General features: G+C 62.8%; 13 protein-coding genes and 1 tRNA gene. 7 read left to right on the top strand and 7 right to left on the bottom strand.

Features of this window, described 5'->3' with window-relative positions:
• Positions 1-80: 80 nt before the first annotated feature.
• Positions 81-650, bottom strand: coding sequence for a tyrosine-type recombinase/integrase (locus JHX87_RS02400; protein ID WP_271886189.1), 570 nt, complete (start codon positions 648-650; stop codon positions 81-83).
• 148 nt (positions 651-798) lie between these two features.
• Positions 799-888, bottom strand: a tRNA-Ser gene (locus JHX87_RS02405).
• Positions 889-981: 93 nt separating this feature from the next.
• Between JHX87_RS02405 and JHX87_RS02410 the strand changes: the two genes are divergently transcribed.
• The 4 genes from JHX87_RS02410 (at position 982) to JHX87_RS02425 (ending at position 6,587) form a co-directional block, all read left to right on the top strand.
• Positions 982-1,815, top strand: coding sequence for a hypothetical protein (locus tag JHX87_RS02410; protein ID WP_271886191.1), 834 nt, complete (start codon positions 982-984; stop codon positions 1,813-1,815).
• Entirely contained in the window at positions 1,812-2,894 is a 1,083-nt protein-coding gene (locus tag JHX87_RS02415) for an NUDIX domain-containing protein (RefSeq protein WP_271886193.1), read from the top strand. The genes JHX87_RS02410 and JHX87_RS02415 overlap by 4 nt, the downstream gene beginning before the upstream one ends.
• Before the next feature lie 91 nt (positions 2,895-2,985).
• Positions 2,986-4,017, top strand: coding sequence for a cysteine synthase A (locus tag JHX87_RS02420; RefSeq protein ID WP_271886195.1), 1,032 nt, complete (start codon positions 2,986-2,988; stop codon positions 4,015-4,017).
• Positions 4,018-4,025: 8 nt separating this feature from the next.
• The gene (locus tag JHX87_RS02425) at positions 4,026-6,587 is read left to right on the top strand and encodes a mechanosensitive ion channel domain-containing protein (RefSeq protein WP_271886197.1); all 2,562 of its coding nucleotides are present in this window, start codon (positions 4,026-4,028) and stop codon (positions 6,585-6,587) included.
• A 28-nt stretch (positions 6,588-6,615) separates the two neighbouring features.
• Here the strand turns inward: JHX87_RS02425 and JHX87_RS02430 are convergent, their stop codons facing one another.
• The 3 genes from JHX87_RS02430 to JHX87_RS02440 all read right to left on the bottom strand — a co-directional run bounded on the left by JHX87_RS02430 (position 6,616) and on the right by JHX87_RS02440 (position 11,157).
• Complete coding sequence (locus JHX87_RS02430; protein WP_271886199.1) at positions 6,616-7,734, bottom strand: AI-2E family transporter; 1,119 nt, start codon at positions 7,732-7,734, stop codon at positions 6,616-6,618.
• A gap of 60 nt (positions 7,735-7,794) precedes the next feature.
• Positions 7,795-10,509, bottom strand: coding sequence for a DNA gyrase subunit A (gene gyrA / locus JHX87_RS02435; RefSeq protein ID WP_271886404.1), 2,715 nt, complete (start codon positions 10,507-10,509; stop codon positions 7,795-7,797).
• Between the two features lie 180 nt (positions 10,510-10,689).
• A complete protein-coding gene (locus JHX87_RS02440) occupies positions 10,690-11,157 on the bottom strand; it encodes a disulfide bond formation protein B (protein WP_271886201.1) in 468 nt (155 codons plus the stop codon).
• 205 nt (positions 11,158-11,362) lie between these two features.
• On the opposite strand from JHX87_RS02440, the gene ypfJ reads away from it, so the two are divergent.
• The gene (gene ypfJ, locus JHX87_RS02445; RefSeq protein WP_271886203.1) at positions 11,363-12,208 is read left to right on the top strand and encodes a KPN_02809 family neutral zinc metallopeptidase; all 846 of its coding nucleotides are present in this window, start codon (positions 11,363-11,365) and stop codon (positions 12,206-12,208) included.
• Positions 12,209-12,337: 129 nt separating this feature from the next.
• Here ypfJ and JHX87_RS02450 read toward each other — a convergent pair whose 3' ends face one another.
• Positions 12,338-12,529, bottom strand: coding sequence for a hypothetical protein (locus JHX87_RS02450; RefSeq protein WP_271886405.1), 192 nt, complete (start codon positions 12,527-12,529; stop codon positions 12,338-12,340).
• 79 nt (positions 12,530-12,608) lie between these two features.
• On the opposite strand from JHX87_RS02450, the gene JHX87_RS02455 reads away from it, so the two are divergent.
• Entirely contained in the window at positions 12,609-13,079 is a 471-nt protein-coding gene (locus tag JHX87_RS02455; protein ID WP_271886205.1) for a type II toxin-antitoxin system RatA family toxin, read from the top strand.
• A gap of 38 nt (positions 13,080-13,117) precedes the next feature.
• On the top strand, positions 13,118-13,477 hold the full coding sequence (locus JHX87_RS02460; RefSeq protein ID WP_271886207.1) for a DUF4870 family protein: 360 nt from the start codon (positions 13,118-13,120) through the stop codon (positions 13,475-13,477).
• Between the two features lie 57 nt (positions 13,478-13,534).
• Here the strand turns inward: JHX87_RS02460 and metK are convergent, their stop codons facing one another.
• On the bottom strand, positions 13,535-14,713 hold the full coding sequence (gene metK, locus JHX87_RS02465; RefSeq protein ID WP_271886208.1) for a methionine adenosyltransferase: 1,179 nt from the start codon (positions 14,711-14,713) through the stop codon (positions 13,535-13,537).
• Positions 14,714-14,716: the final 3 nt, after the last annotated feature.

Consider the following 14,716-nt stretch of genomic DNA (forward strand, 5'->3'; position numbering starts at 1 on the left):
TACGTCCTGCCAGCGCATCGCGTTGTGGTGCTTCACCTTGGCCCTCACGCGCGGCAACACCCGGGCATCCATCACGACCGTCACCGGATTTTCACCCTCGCGGTAGCCACGCGACCGGGCTCGAGCACAGCCTTCATCCGCTGCGCCACCCTGCGCGCGGTTTCGTGCTTCTCAGTCCAGATCGGGGACAGCACCTGTAAAATTTCCGGCTGGTCGATATCCGAGACGGGCATTCGGCCGATCTTGGGGAATGCATAATCTGCAAGTGTGTTGATCCACTGCTGTCCGTACTTCGGGTTCTTCCAAGTCGGCAGGCGCTCGATGTGGACCTGTCGGGCGACTTCTTCGAAACAGGGCACGTCCTGGTCCTTGTGATATTTCGGGTTGAGGCCCTGCTTGGCGAGGTGGCGATACTCCAGGGCGCGTTCGCGCGCCACGTCGAGCGTCACCACGTCAGCACCGCCGAGGCAGAAATCGGTGCGGAGCGGCTTTCCCTGCCGATTCCGCTGCCCCTTCACCGTGACGCGGACGATCCAGCGCCGCGCGCCGGATGGATCGACCACCAGATACAGCCCGTGGCCGTCGCCATGCCGACCAGGGCCGAGCGTTCGGACCAGATTCTTCGTCAGCTTTCCCGAGGTATAGGCCATAGGAAATACCACAGTTCGTACCACCAAATGAACAGAACCGAGCGCAATCGAAACGAAGCCAGTAAGAACAATGAACGCAGATGAGCGCATAAGTTCAGTAACTTATACGCTACCAAGCGGCGCTATGGGGTTCAATGAAAATGGTTAATGGCGGAGAGACAGGGATTCGAACCCTGGGAACCCGTGAAGGCTCAACGGTTTTCGAGACCGCCCCGTTCGACCACTCCGGCACCTCTCCGCGCTTTGGGTGGTGAGGCGGGGATTTAGAGGGACGGGGGTTGAAGTGCAAGGGGGTTTCGCTGAAAAATCGACGCAATCTGAAAAAGGCCGCATGATGCTTCGATTTCTTTGCCTCACCTTCACGCTGCTCTTTGCGCAGATCGGCTTTGCACAGGGGGCCGATCTGACCGCGCGGCTGTGGCAGGTCATGGATATCGAGGAATTGCTGCCGATCATGCGCGATGAGGCCGTGAGCGAGGCTGATGATATCCGCGATATGCTGTTTCCGCGCGGTGGGACCGGCAGCTGGACGCGCGATGTGCAGGCGATTCACCGGCCCGAGCGGCTGGCCCGACTGTTTCGCGGCGGGCTGGACGCCGCCTTGCCGGGCATGGATCGTGCGCGCATCGATCAGGGGCTGAGCTTCTATGACAGCGATCTGGGGCAGCGGCTGCTGGATCTGGAAAGCGCGGCCCGGATCGCGATGTTGGATGAGGAGGCCGAGGATGCCGCCAAGCTTGCCTATAGCCGCGCAGAGCAGGCTGGCAGCGAGCGGGCGGATCAGATTGCGCGCCTGATCGAGGCCGCCGATCTGATCGGGCATAATGTTGCGGGCGGCATGAACGTCTCGATCGCCTTTTCCCAAGGCTTTGGCGATGCGGGCGGCTTTGACATGACGATGGGCGAGGCCGACATTCTGGGCGATGTCTGGGCGCAGCAGGGCCAGATCGCCAGCGATGTCGAGGACTGGCTGCAGGGATATATGATGCTGGCCTATTCCAGCCTCAGCGATCAGGATCTTGAGGCCTATATCGATTTCGTCGCCTCACCGCCGGGGCAGGCGCTGTTCGGCGCCCTTTTTGCGGGGTTCGGTTCGGTGTTTCGCCAGACCTCTTACGAGCTTGGCGCAGCGGCGGCAGGGCAGCTTTCGGGGCGCGCGCTGTGAGTGAGCAATGGGCGCTGGTCGGGCCGCTTGCGCAGCCGGGGATGCTGCGGGCTCTGGGCCTGTCGGGGCAGGTGTTACGCCTTCCGGGGCGACTGATCGGCGGAGAGCGGGCAGGGATCGTGGCCGATGACTGGCCCGCGCTGCAGCAAGGCGACGGGATCGACGCGGTCAGCGTTACGCCGAACCAGGTGCTGCGCCGCTATGCGCAGGTGATGGGTCTGGCGCCGATCACCGTGGCCGGGCATCGGATCGTCGGGGTGCAGGTGCAGGCCGCCTCGGACGCGCCCTGGCCGGTGGCCGATTGGCCCAGCGATCTGGCGGCGGAAATTGCCGCGCTGATCGCCGAGGCCCCGGCCGAGCAATCGACCGAATTTCTGAACTGGCGCCTGCCGATGCTGGGCGTCTGGGCCGCAAGCCGGTTGCGGGGCAGGGCCAGTCCGCACTCGGGCGGCGATCTGGTCGTGCCGCGCGGGCCCGACGATCTGCGGGTGACGGCGCGGCAGCAGCCCTTTGCCGGGTTCTTTGCCGTGGATCGGTGGGATCTGTCGCATCGGACCTTTGCGGGCGGCTTTACCCCCACCGTGCGGCGCGAAGGCTTTGTGTCGGGCGATGCGGTGGTGCTGCTGCCCTGGGATCCCGTGCGCGACCGGGTGATGATCATCGAACAGTTCCGCCTGATCCCGGCCCTGCGCCACGATCCGCAGCCCTGGCTGCTGGAGCCGATTGCGGGTCGCGTCGATGCAGGTGAAAGCGTCGAGGATGCCGCAAGGCGCGAGGCGCTGGAAGAGGCGGACCTGCGGATCGGGCAACTGTTCCCGGCGGTGCATCATTATCCAAGCCCCGGAACGCTGGCGGAATACCTGTATCTCTTTGTGGGCATTGCCGATCTGCCCGATGGCAGCAGCGGCGTGCATGGTTTGGCCTCCGAGACCGAAGATATCCGCGGCCATGTTCTGACCCATGACGCCCTGCTGGATATGGTGTCGCAGGGGCAGATCGCGAATGGTCCGCTGGCGATGATTGCGCTGTGGTTGCAGGTGAACAAAGAACGGCTGCGGGCGGAACTGGCAGGCGACTGAGGGGTTGGCGCCCTGCGGCGGGGTTGTGCCCCATATGTCGCAACGTGTAGGTAAGCACGACAGAGAAACCCTTGAAGACAGGTCAATCGCCATGCGCATTTATTCTGACCTTGCCGATGCCATCGGCAATACGCCCCTGATCCGCCTGCGTCGCGCCAGCGAGGAAACCGGCTGCGAGATCCTGGGCAAAGCCGAGTTCATGAACCCCGGCCAGTCGGTCAAGGATCGCGCGGCGCTGTATATCATCAAGGATGCCGTGGCGCGGGGCGAGTTGAAGCCGGGTGGCACGATTGTCGAGGGGACGGCGGGCAATACCGGGATCGGTCTGGCGCTGGTCGGGGCTTCGATGGGGTTCAAATCGGTGATTGTCATTCCTGAAACCCAAAGTCAGGAAAAAAAGGACATGCTGCGGCTGGCCGGGGCAACCCTGGTCGAGGTGCCTGCCGCGCCCTACAAGAATCCGAACAATTACGTGCGCTATTCGGGCCGCCTGGCCGAGGAGCTGGCCAAGACCGAACCGAACGGGGCGATCTGGGCCAATCAGTTCGACAATGTCGCCAACCGTCAGGCGCATGTCGAAACCACCGGCCCCGAGATCTGGGAACAGACCGGGGGCAAGGTGGACGGCTTTATCTGCGCCGTCGGATCGGGCGGGACGCTGGCCGGGGTGGCCGAGGCGTTGCAGCCCAAGGGCGTGAAGATCGGTCTGGCCGATCCCGAGGGCGCGGCGCTGCATTCCTTCTATACCACGGGTGAATTCGACAGCCCCGGAAGCTCGATCACCGAAGGGATCGGGCAGGGGCGAATTACCAAGAACCTGGAAGGCTTTACGCCGGACTATTCATGGAGAATATCGGATGCCGAGGCGCTGCCGGTGGTGTTCGAACTGCTGGCCTATGAGGGTCTTTGCCTTGGCGGGTCTTCCGGGATCAATGTCGCAGGTGCCATTCGCATGGCCCGGGAAATGGGGCCGGGCCATACCATCGTGACGATCCTCTGCGATTACGGCACGCGCTATCAGACGAAGCTGTTCAACCCCGATTTCCTGCGTGCGAAGGGCCTGCCCGTGCCGGGCTGGATGACGCGGCAGGACGCCCGGTTGCCGGAAGTCTTCGAAGGCTGAACTGAATCATGATACGAATTTTTCTTGCCGTTCTTGTGACGGCCTTGTCGCTGTTTGCCCTCCCGCTTGCCGCTCAGGAAGCGCAATCCGGGTCAGGTGAGCAGTGGAGCAGCATTGCTTACGACGAATGGAACAGCGCCGCAGACCGTGCGGAAAAACTGATCGCAGATCGCGAAACCTCAAGCGAAGAATTGTCCGAGATCCGCGAGGAAATCGTACGGTGGCGGCAAAGCTTTCAGCAGGGCCAGAATGTCAACGGCCCGCGCATCAAATCCGTGCGCCAGCAGATCGAAGCCCTTGGCGCACCGCCTGCCGAAGGGCAGACCGAAGATGACGAGATCGCGCAGCGGCGCGAGGATCTGAACAAGCAACTGTCCGAGCTTCAGGCACCCCGCATCGCGGCGGCCGAAGCCGCAAGCCGGGCAAGCGCGATTATCGACAATATCGCGGAAATTCAGGCCTTTCGTGCCGCGGCCGAGCTGACCGAAAGCATGCCGCCGCCCTTCATGCCCTCCAGCTGGGCCGAGGCCGCCTCTTCCGGCGCTGAACTGGCCGCGCGCTATGCCGAAAGTGCGGATGCCGCCCTCAAGACCGACGGCAGCGTCTGGGAGCAGCTGAAAGAGCGTTTGCCCTCGATCCTCAGCTATCTGGTCGCGGCGGCCATCATCCTGACCTATGGACGATGGTGGGTTCTTTCGCTGCCCAAGAGGATCTCGGTAAGAGCCTCGGAATATTCCCGCGCCGTCGTTGTTTTCCTGGTCTCTCTTGGTCAGATCATCGTGCCGCTGATCGGGATCTACCTGCTGGTCAGCGCGATCGAAGCATCTAATCTGGCCGGGGAATGGACAATCCCGATTCTGGGTGCGCTGCCCTCTGCCGCGATGATCTGGTATGGGGGAAGATGGCTGGCGCAGATGCTGTTTCCGGCCAAGTCGATTGCCTATGACACGCTGGAAATGCCGCGCCCGCTGCGGATCAAGGCCTATCGGACGGCGGTGCTTCTGTCCTCGATCTTCGCGCTGCATCATATCATGGCATGGGCCATCCTGCCGCCCTCTGGCGCCTATAGCCGCGTCGGCGATCAGGTCACCCGCGTTCCGCTGGACATGTCAGATGGGGCCGCGTCGGTCTTTAACTTCATCCTGATCCTGCTGGCGGGTCTGACGGTGTTCCGTCTGGGCAATATCCTGCGCTCATTGACCAAGCGCGAGGATGCCAGTTCGCTTGCCTATCGGCACCGGCTGCTGTCCTGGGTTGGCAGCCTGTCGCGGGTGATCGCGGTTCTGTCGGTGCTGCTGGGCTTCTTCGGCCTGATCAACCTGGCCAATTACTTCCTCTGGCCGTGGATCCTGACGGTCGCGCTGATCTGCCTGCTGATCGTGCTGCAGGATTTCATCGCCGACGTCTTCGCCATGATGCATCGCGGGGCCGAGGGTGCCCGCGAAGGGCTGACGCCGCTGCTGATCGGCTTTGGCCTGATCATATTGTCGATCCCGCTGTTCCTGCTCATCTGGGGTGAGCGGAAAGAGGATCTGGCCGAGCTGTGGTTGCAGATCAGGAAGGGCTTCACCTTCGGCGGCATCACCCTGTCGCCGGGGGTGATCCTGACGCTGATTATCGTCTTTGCCATCGGCTACACGATCACGCGCGGTATTCAGGGCCTGTTCCGCAACTCGATCCTGCCCAAGACCAAGCTGGATAGCGGGGCGCAGAATGCGGTCGTGGCCGGCCTCGGCTATGTCGGGATCTTCATCGCCTCGGTGATGGCCATTACCTCGGCCGGGATCGACCTGTCCTCTCTGGCGATCCTGGCAAGTGCCCTGTCGGTCGGTATCGGTTTCGGCCTGCAGAACATCGTGTCGAACTTCGTCTCGGGCATCATCCTGATGGTGGAACGTCCGGTCAGCGTCGGCGACTGGATCGAGGCGGGCGGCCAGCAGGGCATCGTCAAGCGGATCTCGGTCCGCTCGACCATGGTCGAGACCTTCGACAAGACCGAGGTGATCGTCCCGAACAGCGATCTGATCAGCCAGCCGGTGACCAACTGGACGCGGCATAACAAGGTCGGGCGGATCATCGTGCCGGTGGGCGTGTCCTATGGCAGCGATACCCGCCAGGTCGAAAAGATCCTCAAGGAAATCATCGAGGATCAGCCGCTGGTGACCATCGACCCGCCGCCCTCCGTGCTGTTCCGCGCCTTCGGCGCCGACAGCATGGATTTCGAGATCCGGGCAATCCTGTCCGATGTCGGCGCGGGTCTGGGGGTGACCTCGGAAGTGCTGCACCAGATCGCTATCCGCTTTGCAGAAGAGGGGATCGAGGTGCCGCATCCGCAGCGCGATATCTGGCTGCGCAACCCCGAGGCCCTGCAGATGAAGCCCGGCGATCCCGACATGGGCGCAGAGGCGAAGGCTGAAGAAGAGAAGCCCGCAGAAAAGGCCGATGAGCAACTGTCGGATGATGAGTTCCACCGCCGCTATGACCCGCGCGTCACCTTTGACAAGGATGCGGATGATGCGGCGGGGCCGGACGCGGATGCGGATGGCGACGGGGATGGCGGCGACCGCTGATCCGCCGCGACAGATCAGAAGCCGGGGATCACATCCCCGGCTTTTTCAGTTTCGGTGCCAGCGGGGTGATCTGGTCATCCTCTTCCGTCTGGAAATCGGCGCTTGGCAGCCCCTCTCGTGACAGCATGATCGCGACGGGCCGCAGCCAGTTGATCTGCGAACAGATGATCATCATCGCCACCATGATCGGCACCGCCAGAAACATCCCCGCGATGCCCCAGACCACGCCCCACAGCGCCAGGCTGAGGATGATGCCAAAGCTGGACAGTTGCAGCGTCTGGCCCAGCAGCATCGGCTCGATCACATTGCCGATGGCGAACTGGCTGGCGGTGCAGGCGATGGCGACGATGGCCGTGGTGGTGCCGTCGCCGCTGAGCACGAAGGCAAGCAGGCTGGCGATGATCGTCGCGACGATGGACCCGATCGAGGGGATGAAGTTCAGGATGAAGGTCAGCAGCGCCACCGCCCCGGCCAGATCGAGCCCGGCGGCGTTGAAGATCATCCAGACGATCGCGGCCGTCACCGCGCTGACCGCTGCCTTGACCACCAGATAGCGGTTCACCCGATGCTTGATCGAGGCAATGATCTGCGTGACCTGCCGGGCGCGGGCGTGATCGCGGGTCAGGCGCTCTATCTTGGTGGCGAACCACAATTGTTCGACGAACATGAAGCCCACGAACATGATCACCAGGATCGAGCCCGACAGCAGCCCCGAGGCCTGACCGGCCAGCGATCTGATCCAGCCGGTGACGTTGAAATTGGTGATCGCGGTCAGGATGCGTTCCTGCACCTCGGGGCCAAGCCGTTCGGCCAGGGCGGGCAGGGCGGCCTGCGCCTGTTCGGTGTAGGAAATGGCGATGAAGATCACTTCGTTGATCTGGGCAACGATGGTGGTCGAGACCCATAACAGGCCCAGCGTGATGCCGATCAGCGCGATGGTCGTGGCCAGCCATTTCGGCACTTTCAGCCGCTTGGAAATGGCATGGATCGCATCCGAGGTCAGCGAGAACAGGATGATCGCGATGGCCAGCGAAATCAGGATGAACTTGGCCTGAACCAGCAGGAACAGGACCAGCGCGAAGGCAATGATGCCCAGAAACACCGTCTGCAATCTTTCGCGGACTATACTGTCGTCAGAATGGCGCAATCACACATATCCTTGTTGAAGTGATACGGGTCGAAGCATGCGCCCCGACCCGTGATCGCGTCAATTCTCGTCTGCGCCGCCCTGGTCGCTTTCCGCATCCTCGGGCGGCTCTTCGACACCCTGTTCTGCGATCCGCGCGACCGAGACGACGACCTCTCCGGCGGCGGTGTTGAAGACCCGCACACCGCCCGCGCTGCGCGACCGGAAGCTGATCCCGTCCACGGGCACCCGGATCGACTGCCCGTTCGAGGTCGCCAGCATGATCTGATCGTCCATCTCGACCGGGAAGCTGGCCACCAGCGCGCCGCCCCGCATCGCCTTGTCCATCGCCATCACGCCCTGACCGCCGCGCCCGCGCACCGGATAGCCGTGGCTGGAACTGATCTTGCCCGCGCCCTTGGCGGTGATGGTCAGGATCAGATCCTCGGCCGCCGACATTTCGGCATAGCGTTCCTGGCTGATGCTGCCTTCTTCGGCGATCTCTTCGTCCTCATCGGGTTCGGCCCCGTCATCCAGCGCACCGGCCACGGCGCGGCGCATCTTCAGATAGGCCACACGTTCGGCCGGATCGCTTTCGAAATGGCGGATCACGGCCATGCTGACGACGGTATCATCCTCGGCCAGACGGATCCCGCGCACGCCGGTCGAATCGCGGCCCTTGAAGACGCGCACGGCGGTGGTCGGAAAGCGGATCGCGCGGCCCTTGGCGGTGACCAGCATCACGTCATCATCCTCGGTCGCCATGCGCACGCCGATCAGGCTGACATCCGCGGGCAGTTTCATCGCGATCTTGCCGTTGGATTTCACATTGGTGAAATCGGACAGGGCATTGCGGCGCACATCGCCCTGATCGGTGGCGAAGATGACCTGATAATTGTCCCACTCATCCTCGGGCGCGTCCTGCGGCAGCAGCGCGGCAATCGACACGCCCGGCTCGATCGGCAGGATATTCACGATGGCCTTGCCCTTCGAGGTCCGACCGCCCAGCGGCAGCCGCCAGGTTTTCAGCCGGTAGACCATGCCGTCCGTGGTAAAGAACAGCAATTCCGTATGGGTATTCGCGACAAACAGCGTGGTGACGACATCGTCTTCCTTGGTGGCCATGCCCGACAGGCCCTTGCCACCACGCCGCTGCGACCGGAAATCGGCCAGCGGCGTGCGCTTGATATAGCCGCCCGAGGTGATGGTGACGACCATATCCTCGCGCTCGATCAGATCCTCGTCTTCCATGTCGCCGGACCATTCGGCGATCTCGGTCCGGCGCGGCACGGCGAAAAGCTCTTTCACCTCGCGCAGCTCGTCGCTGATGATCGCCAGGATACGCTCTCGCGAGGCCAGAATGGCCAGATATTCGCGGATCGCCTCGGCCAGTTGCTGCAATTCATCGGTGACTTCCTGCACCCCGATCTGGGTCAGGCGCTGCAGGCGCAGGTCCAGAATGGCGCGGGCCTGGGTTTCCGACAGGTTATAGGTGCCGTCTTCATTGACCGGATGGCGCGGATCGTCGATCAGCTTCAGGTATTCCAGAATGTCATGGGCGGGCCAGCGACGCTCCATCAGCCTTTCGCGCGCCTCGGCGGCATCGGCCGAAGAGCGGATCGTGGCCACGACCTCATCGACATTGCTGACGGCCACGGCCAGACCGCACAGGATATGGCTGCGTTCACGCGCCTTGCGCAGCTCATAGGCGGTACGGCGGGCGACGACCTCTTCGCGGAAGCTGATGAAGTAGGTCAGGAAATCCCGCAGGGCCAGCTGTTCGGGGCGGCCACCGTTCAGCGCCAGCATGTTGCAGCCGAATGTGGTCTGCATGGCGGTAAAGCGGAACAGCTGGTTCAGCACCACCTCGGGCGTGGCATCGCGCTTCAACTCGATCACGACACGCACGCCATGGCGGTCGGATTCGTCCTGAACCGAGGAGATCCCCTCGACCCGCTTTTCCTTGGCCAGTTCCGCGATCCGTTCGATCAGCGTGGCCTTGTTCACCTGATAGGGCACCTCGTCGATGACGATGGCATAGCGGTCCTTGCGCGGTTCCTCGATATGGGTCTTGGCGCGGACGATGACGCTGCCGCGCCCCTCAAGATAGGCTTTGCGCGCGCCCGAGCGGCCAAGGATCATGGCGCCGGTGGGGAAATCGGGGCCGGGGATGATCTCCAGCAGGCGTTCCGTCGGCAGGTCGGGGTTGTCGATCAGTTCCAGCGTGGCATCCACCACCTCGCCCAGGTTATGGGGTGGGATATTGGTCGCCATGCCGACGGCGATGCCGCCCGCGCCATTGACCAGCATATTCGGGAAACGCGCGGGCAGAACCGTGGGTTCACGGTCCTTGCCGTCGTAATTGTCCTGAAAATCGACGGTTTCCTTGTCGATATCCTTCAGCAGATAGGCCGAGGGCTTGTCCATGCGCACCTCGGTATAGCGCATGGCCGCCGCGCTATCGCCATCCATCGAGCCGAAATTGCCCTGACCGTCCAGCAAGGGCAGCGACATCGAGAAATCCTGCGCCATCCGCACCAGCGCGTCATAGATCGCGGCATCGCCATGGGGGTGGTATTTCCCCATCACATCGCCCACCGGACGCGCCGATTTGCGATAGGGCTTGTCGAATGTATTGCCCGATTCATCCATCGCATAGAGGATGCGGCGATGCACCGGTTTCAGCCCGTCGCGCAGATCGGGGATCGCGCGGCTGACGATCACCGACATGGCGTAATCCAGATAGGATGACTTCATCTCTTCCGAGATGTCGATCACCGGACCTTCATGGGCCATGACGGGATAACTTGCCCCGCCATTTTCCTCGCCCGTATCAGGGGTTTCCGGCAGATCGTCTTCTGGGGTGTCGGCCACGTCAGTACCTCAATATCTTGTCGAGGTTGATATAGCCGACACGGCAGGTTGGGGCAATGTTGACGCCCGCTTTTCATGCCCTTTTGGCGCCATATCGCGCGGTTATCGGGCGCGGCGCGCCGCCAGAAGCCAGATCCCCGCCAGCAGCGCCGAACAAATCGCATTCCAGGTCGCCATGGACAGCCCCAGAAAGCGCCAGGCAACCTCGTCGCAGCGCACCACCGGGGCGGATTGCAGCTTTTCCAGCAGTTGCTGCGGCGACATCTCGATCACGCTGATCGTGCCGGCAGAGCAGGTCGCCGGGCCTTCCCACCAGCCGATCTCGACCCCGGTGTGATAGATCGCGATCGCCATCGATGTCGCCACGGCCAGCGCCCCCAGAATGGCCAGGATGCGGACCCGGCCGGTCAGCACGACCGCCAGCGCAATGATGACCGCGACCACATGCGGCCAGCGTTGCAGGACACACAGCTCACAAGGGGCATAGCCGATGATCTGAAAGCCAAGTGCCGCCAGCAGCAGCGCGGCCGACCCGGCCCCCGCCAGACGTGAAAGCTGTATTCCGTTCATCGTAACCTCGAACCGTGACCTGATCGCCCGCCGTGGCGGGGCTGCCCGTGGATCGTCCCGGGGGCGGCAAAGGTCAAGTCTCTTGCGCTTATGTCGCGCGCCTGTGAACAATGGCGCAGCGCCGGATCACAGGGAACCCCGGACACCCGCCCGGGTTATGACAGGCAGGATCGGGCCTTGGCCCAACAGATGCGAGGGATACAGGATGCAATGGCGAGGGCGCCGCGGCAGCGGCAATGTCGAGGACAGGCGCAGCATGGGCGCGGCCGGTGCCGGTGGAATGGGGGTGGTCGGCATGCTGGCCGTGCTTGCCTTCGGCTATTTCTTCGGCGTCGATATCTCTCCCATCGTTCGGGAACTGGATCAGGCCCCGGGCGAGGGCAGCGGCCCGCTGACGCAGGAGGATGAGAAATGGGGCCAGTTCATGTCGGTCGTGCTGGCCGATACCGAAGAGGTCTGGGCGACGACCCTGCCCGAACAGGCCGGGATCCGGTATCGCGATCCGACCCTGGTTCTGTTTCGCGGCACGGTGCAATCGGCCTGCGGCACAGCAAGCTCGGCCATGGGGCCATTTTATTGCCCGGGCGATCAGAAGCTGTATCTAGACACCGATTTCTTTGACATGATGGCGCGCCGCATGGGCGCGGGGGGCGATTTCGCCTATGCCTATGTGATCGCGCATGAGGTTGGGCATCATGTCCAGAACCTGACCGGCGTGCTGCAACAGGTGAACAGCCTGCGCGCCCGTGTCAGCCGCAGCGATTCGAACAAGATCTCGGTCCTGACCGAATTGCAGGCCGATTGCTATGCCGGGATCTGGGCGCGCGGCGCGCAAGAGCGATTCGGCACGCTGGAGCCGGGCGATCTGGAAGAGGCGCAGCGCGCCGCACAGGCCGTTGGCGACGATGTGATCCAGTCAGATGCGGGCCGAGTGCCGGTTCCGGACAGTTTTACGCATGGATCGGCCGATCAGCGTCAGGAATGGTTGATGCGTGGCTTCCAATCTGGTGACATGGGGCAATGTGATACATTTGCTCAGGCGGGTCTGTGATCCGTCCGGGCAGGACGGAGGAAGAACCATGACGACGCTGATCCTTGGGCTTGGCCTGACCGCGACCCTGGGGCTGATCGCCCTCAGCGCCCGGCCCGTGCCGCGCAAGATTCGCGTGCGGGCACGCCGCTAGGGGCTGTTGGGAATGCGGGGCATGCGGCCCCGCTCCATCCGCGCCCAGTCGGGCCACAGGCCCAGCCAGTCCATGGCGACGATGACCACCGCCAAGATCAGAACCAGCAGGACCAGCTTTACCATCCGGGCGCTTGGTGGGTTTCGTGCCCATTTTGACGCCCTCAGCAACCAGATCAGGTTGTTCATCATTGCCTCTGCCTGCTACATCGGGCCCAGACGATCAGAGGCCCCGAGAAGTCTCAAGGCCGAAATGCAAGAGTGACCATTGCCGAACCATCAGGACTCCCGCGATCTGCCCTACACTGCGCGTCAGATGTATGACCTTGTCGCGGATATCGAAAGCTACCCGAAATTTCTGCCCTGGAACAGCGCGGCGCGCATCCGGTCGCGTCAGGTCCAGCCCGACGGGTCCGAGGTCGTGGCCGCCGATCTTGTGATCAGCTTCAAGGTGTTTCGCGAGAAATTCGGCAGCCGCGTGACGCTGTGGCCCGCCGATCCCGATACCGGAGAGATGAAGATCGACACGGATTATCTGGATGGCCCCTTCAAATACCTGCATAGCGGCTGGAGCTTTGTCGACCGCCCCGAAGGCGGCTGCCGCGTCCGGTTTTTCGTCGATTTCGAATTCCGCAACATGATCCTGCAAAAGCTGATCGGCGTCGTCTTCCAGGAGGCGATGTCGCGCATTGTCCGCGCCTTCGAGGATCGCGCGAAAGAGCTTTACGGCAGCCCCTGAACGCGCCCCGGATATGAACGAACCAGAAAGGTCAGACCATGACGATGCCTCCTGACAGCCCGACCGCGAAACAGATGAACAACGTCAAGATCATCTACGGTCTTTACGCGCTTGGCTATTTCGTCGCCATCACCACGCTGGTCGGCGCCGTGCTGGCCTATATGTGGCGCGGCAATGACCGGATGGCCGACAGCCATTTCACCTTCCAGATCCGCACCTTCTGGATCAGCCTGCTGATCGGCCTTCTGGCGCTGATCACAATGGTGATCGGGGTGGGCTTCCTGATCTGGATCTTTCTGACCGTCTGGGGCCTGTTGCGGGTCATCAGCGGCTTTCTGTTGGCCAATGACGGCAAGCCGGTCAGCAATACGAAATATCTGGGCATGATGGCGGAATAATCGCGCCGCACCCGATGATGTCAAAAAGGCCGCCCGGGTGGGGCGGCCTTTTTCGTGTCAGCTCAGCGCGGCTTTCAGCGCCTCGGCCCGGTCGGTCTTTTCCCAACTGAACGCGGTCGCGCCGCCCAGGGCATAGGGATCGCGGCCGAAATGGCCATAGGTCGCGGTCGGGCGATAGATCGGATGCAGCAGGTCCAGATCGCGGGTGATGGCAAAAGGACGCAGGTCAAAGACCTCGCGCACGGCGGCCACGATCCTGTCCTGCGGCACCGTCTCTGTGCCAAAGGTATTCAGCGAAATCGAGGTCGGCTGCGCCTCTCCGATGGCATAGCTGACCTGGATCTCGCAGCGGCGCGCCAGACCGGCGGCGACGATATTCTTGGCCACCCAACGTCCGGCATAGGCGGCCGAACGGTCCACCTTGCTGGGATCCTTGCCGGAAAACGCGCCGCCGCCGTGGCGCGCCATGCCGCCATAGCTGTCGACGATGATCTTGCGGCCGGTCAGACCGCAATCGCCCACCGGGCCGCCGATGACGAATTTCCCGGTCGGGTTGATGAAATATTTCGTCTCATCCGACAGCCATTCGGCGGGCAGGACCGGCTTGATGATTTCCTCGATCACCGCCTCGCGCAGATCTTTCAGCGCGATATCGGGATTGTGCTGCGTGGACAGCACCACCGCGTCGATGGCCTCGGGGCGGCCCTCGGCGTCATAGCGCAGGGTCAGCTGCGATTTCGCGTCCGGGCGCAGCCAGGGCAGGGTGCCGTCGCGGCGCACCGCCGATTGCCGCTCGACCAGGCGGTGGGCATAGGTGATCGGCGCGGGCATCAGCACGTCGGTTTCATCCGAGGCATAGCCGAACATCAGCCCCTGATCTCCCGCGCCCTGTTCTTCGAGGGTTTCCCGGTCAACACCTTGATTAATCTCAGGAGATTGCTTGCCGATGATATTGATGACCGAACAGGTCGCGCCGTCGAAACCGACCTCGCTGCTGGTATAGCCGATATCGTTGATGACATCGCGCACGATCTTTTCCAGATCGACCCAAGCGGTCGTGCTGATCTCGCCCGAGATGATGGCGACGCCGGTCTTGACCATGGTTTCGCAGGCCACGCGGGCGCGCGCATCTTCGGCCAGAATGGCGTCAAGGATGGCGTCGCTGATCTGGTCCGCGATCTTGTCGGGATGCCCCTCGGACACGGATTCCGAGGTGAAAAGGGAATATTCGCTCATGGG

This window comes from Paracoccus fistulariae (genome assembly GCF_028553785.1).
In the GTDB taxonomy this organism is placed as follows: Bacteria; Pseudomonadota; Alphaproteobacteria; order Rhodobacterales; family Rhodobacteraceae; genus Paracoccus; species Paracoccus fistulariae.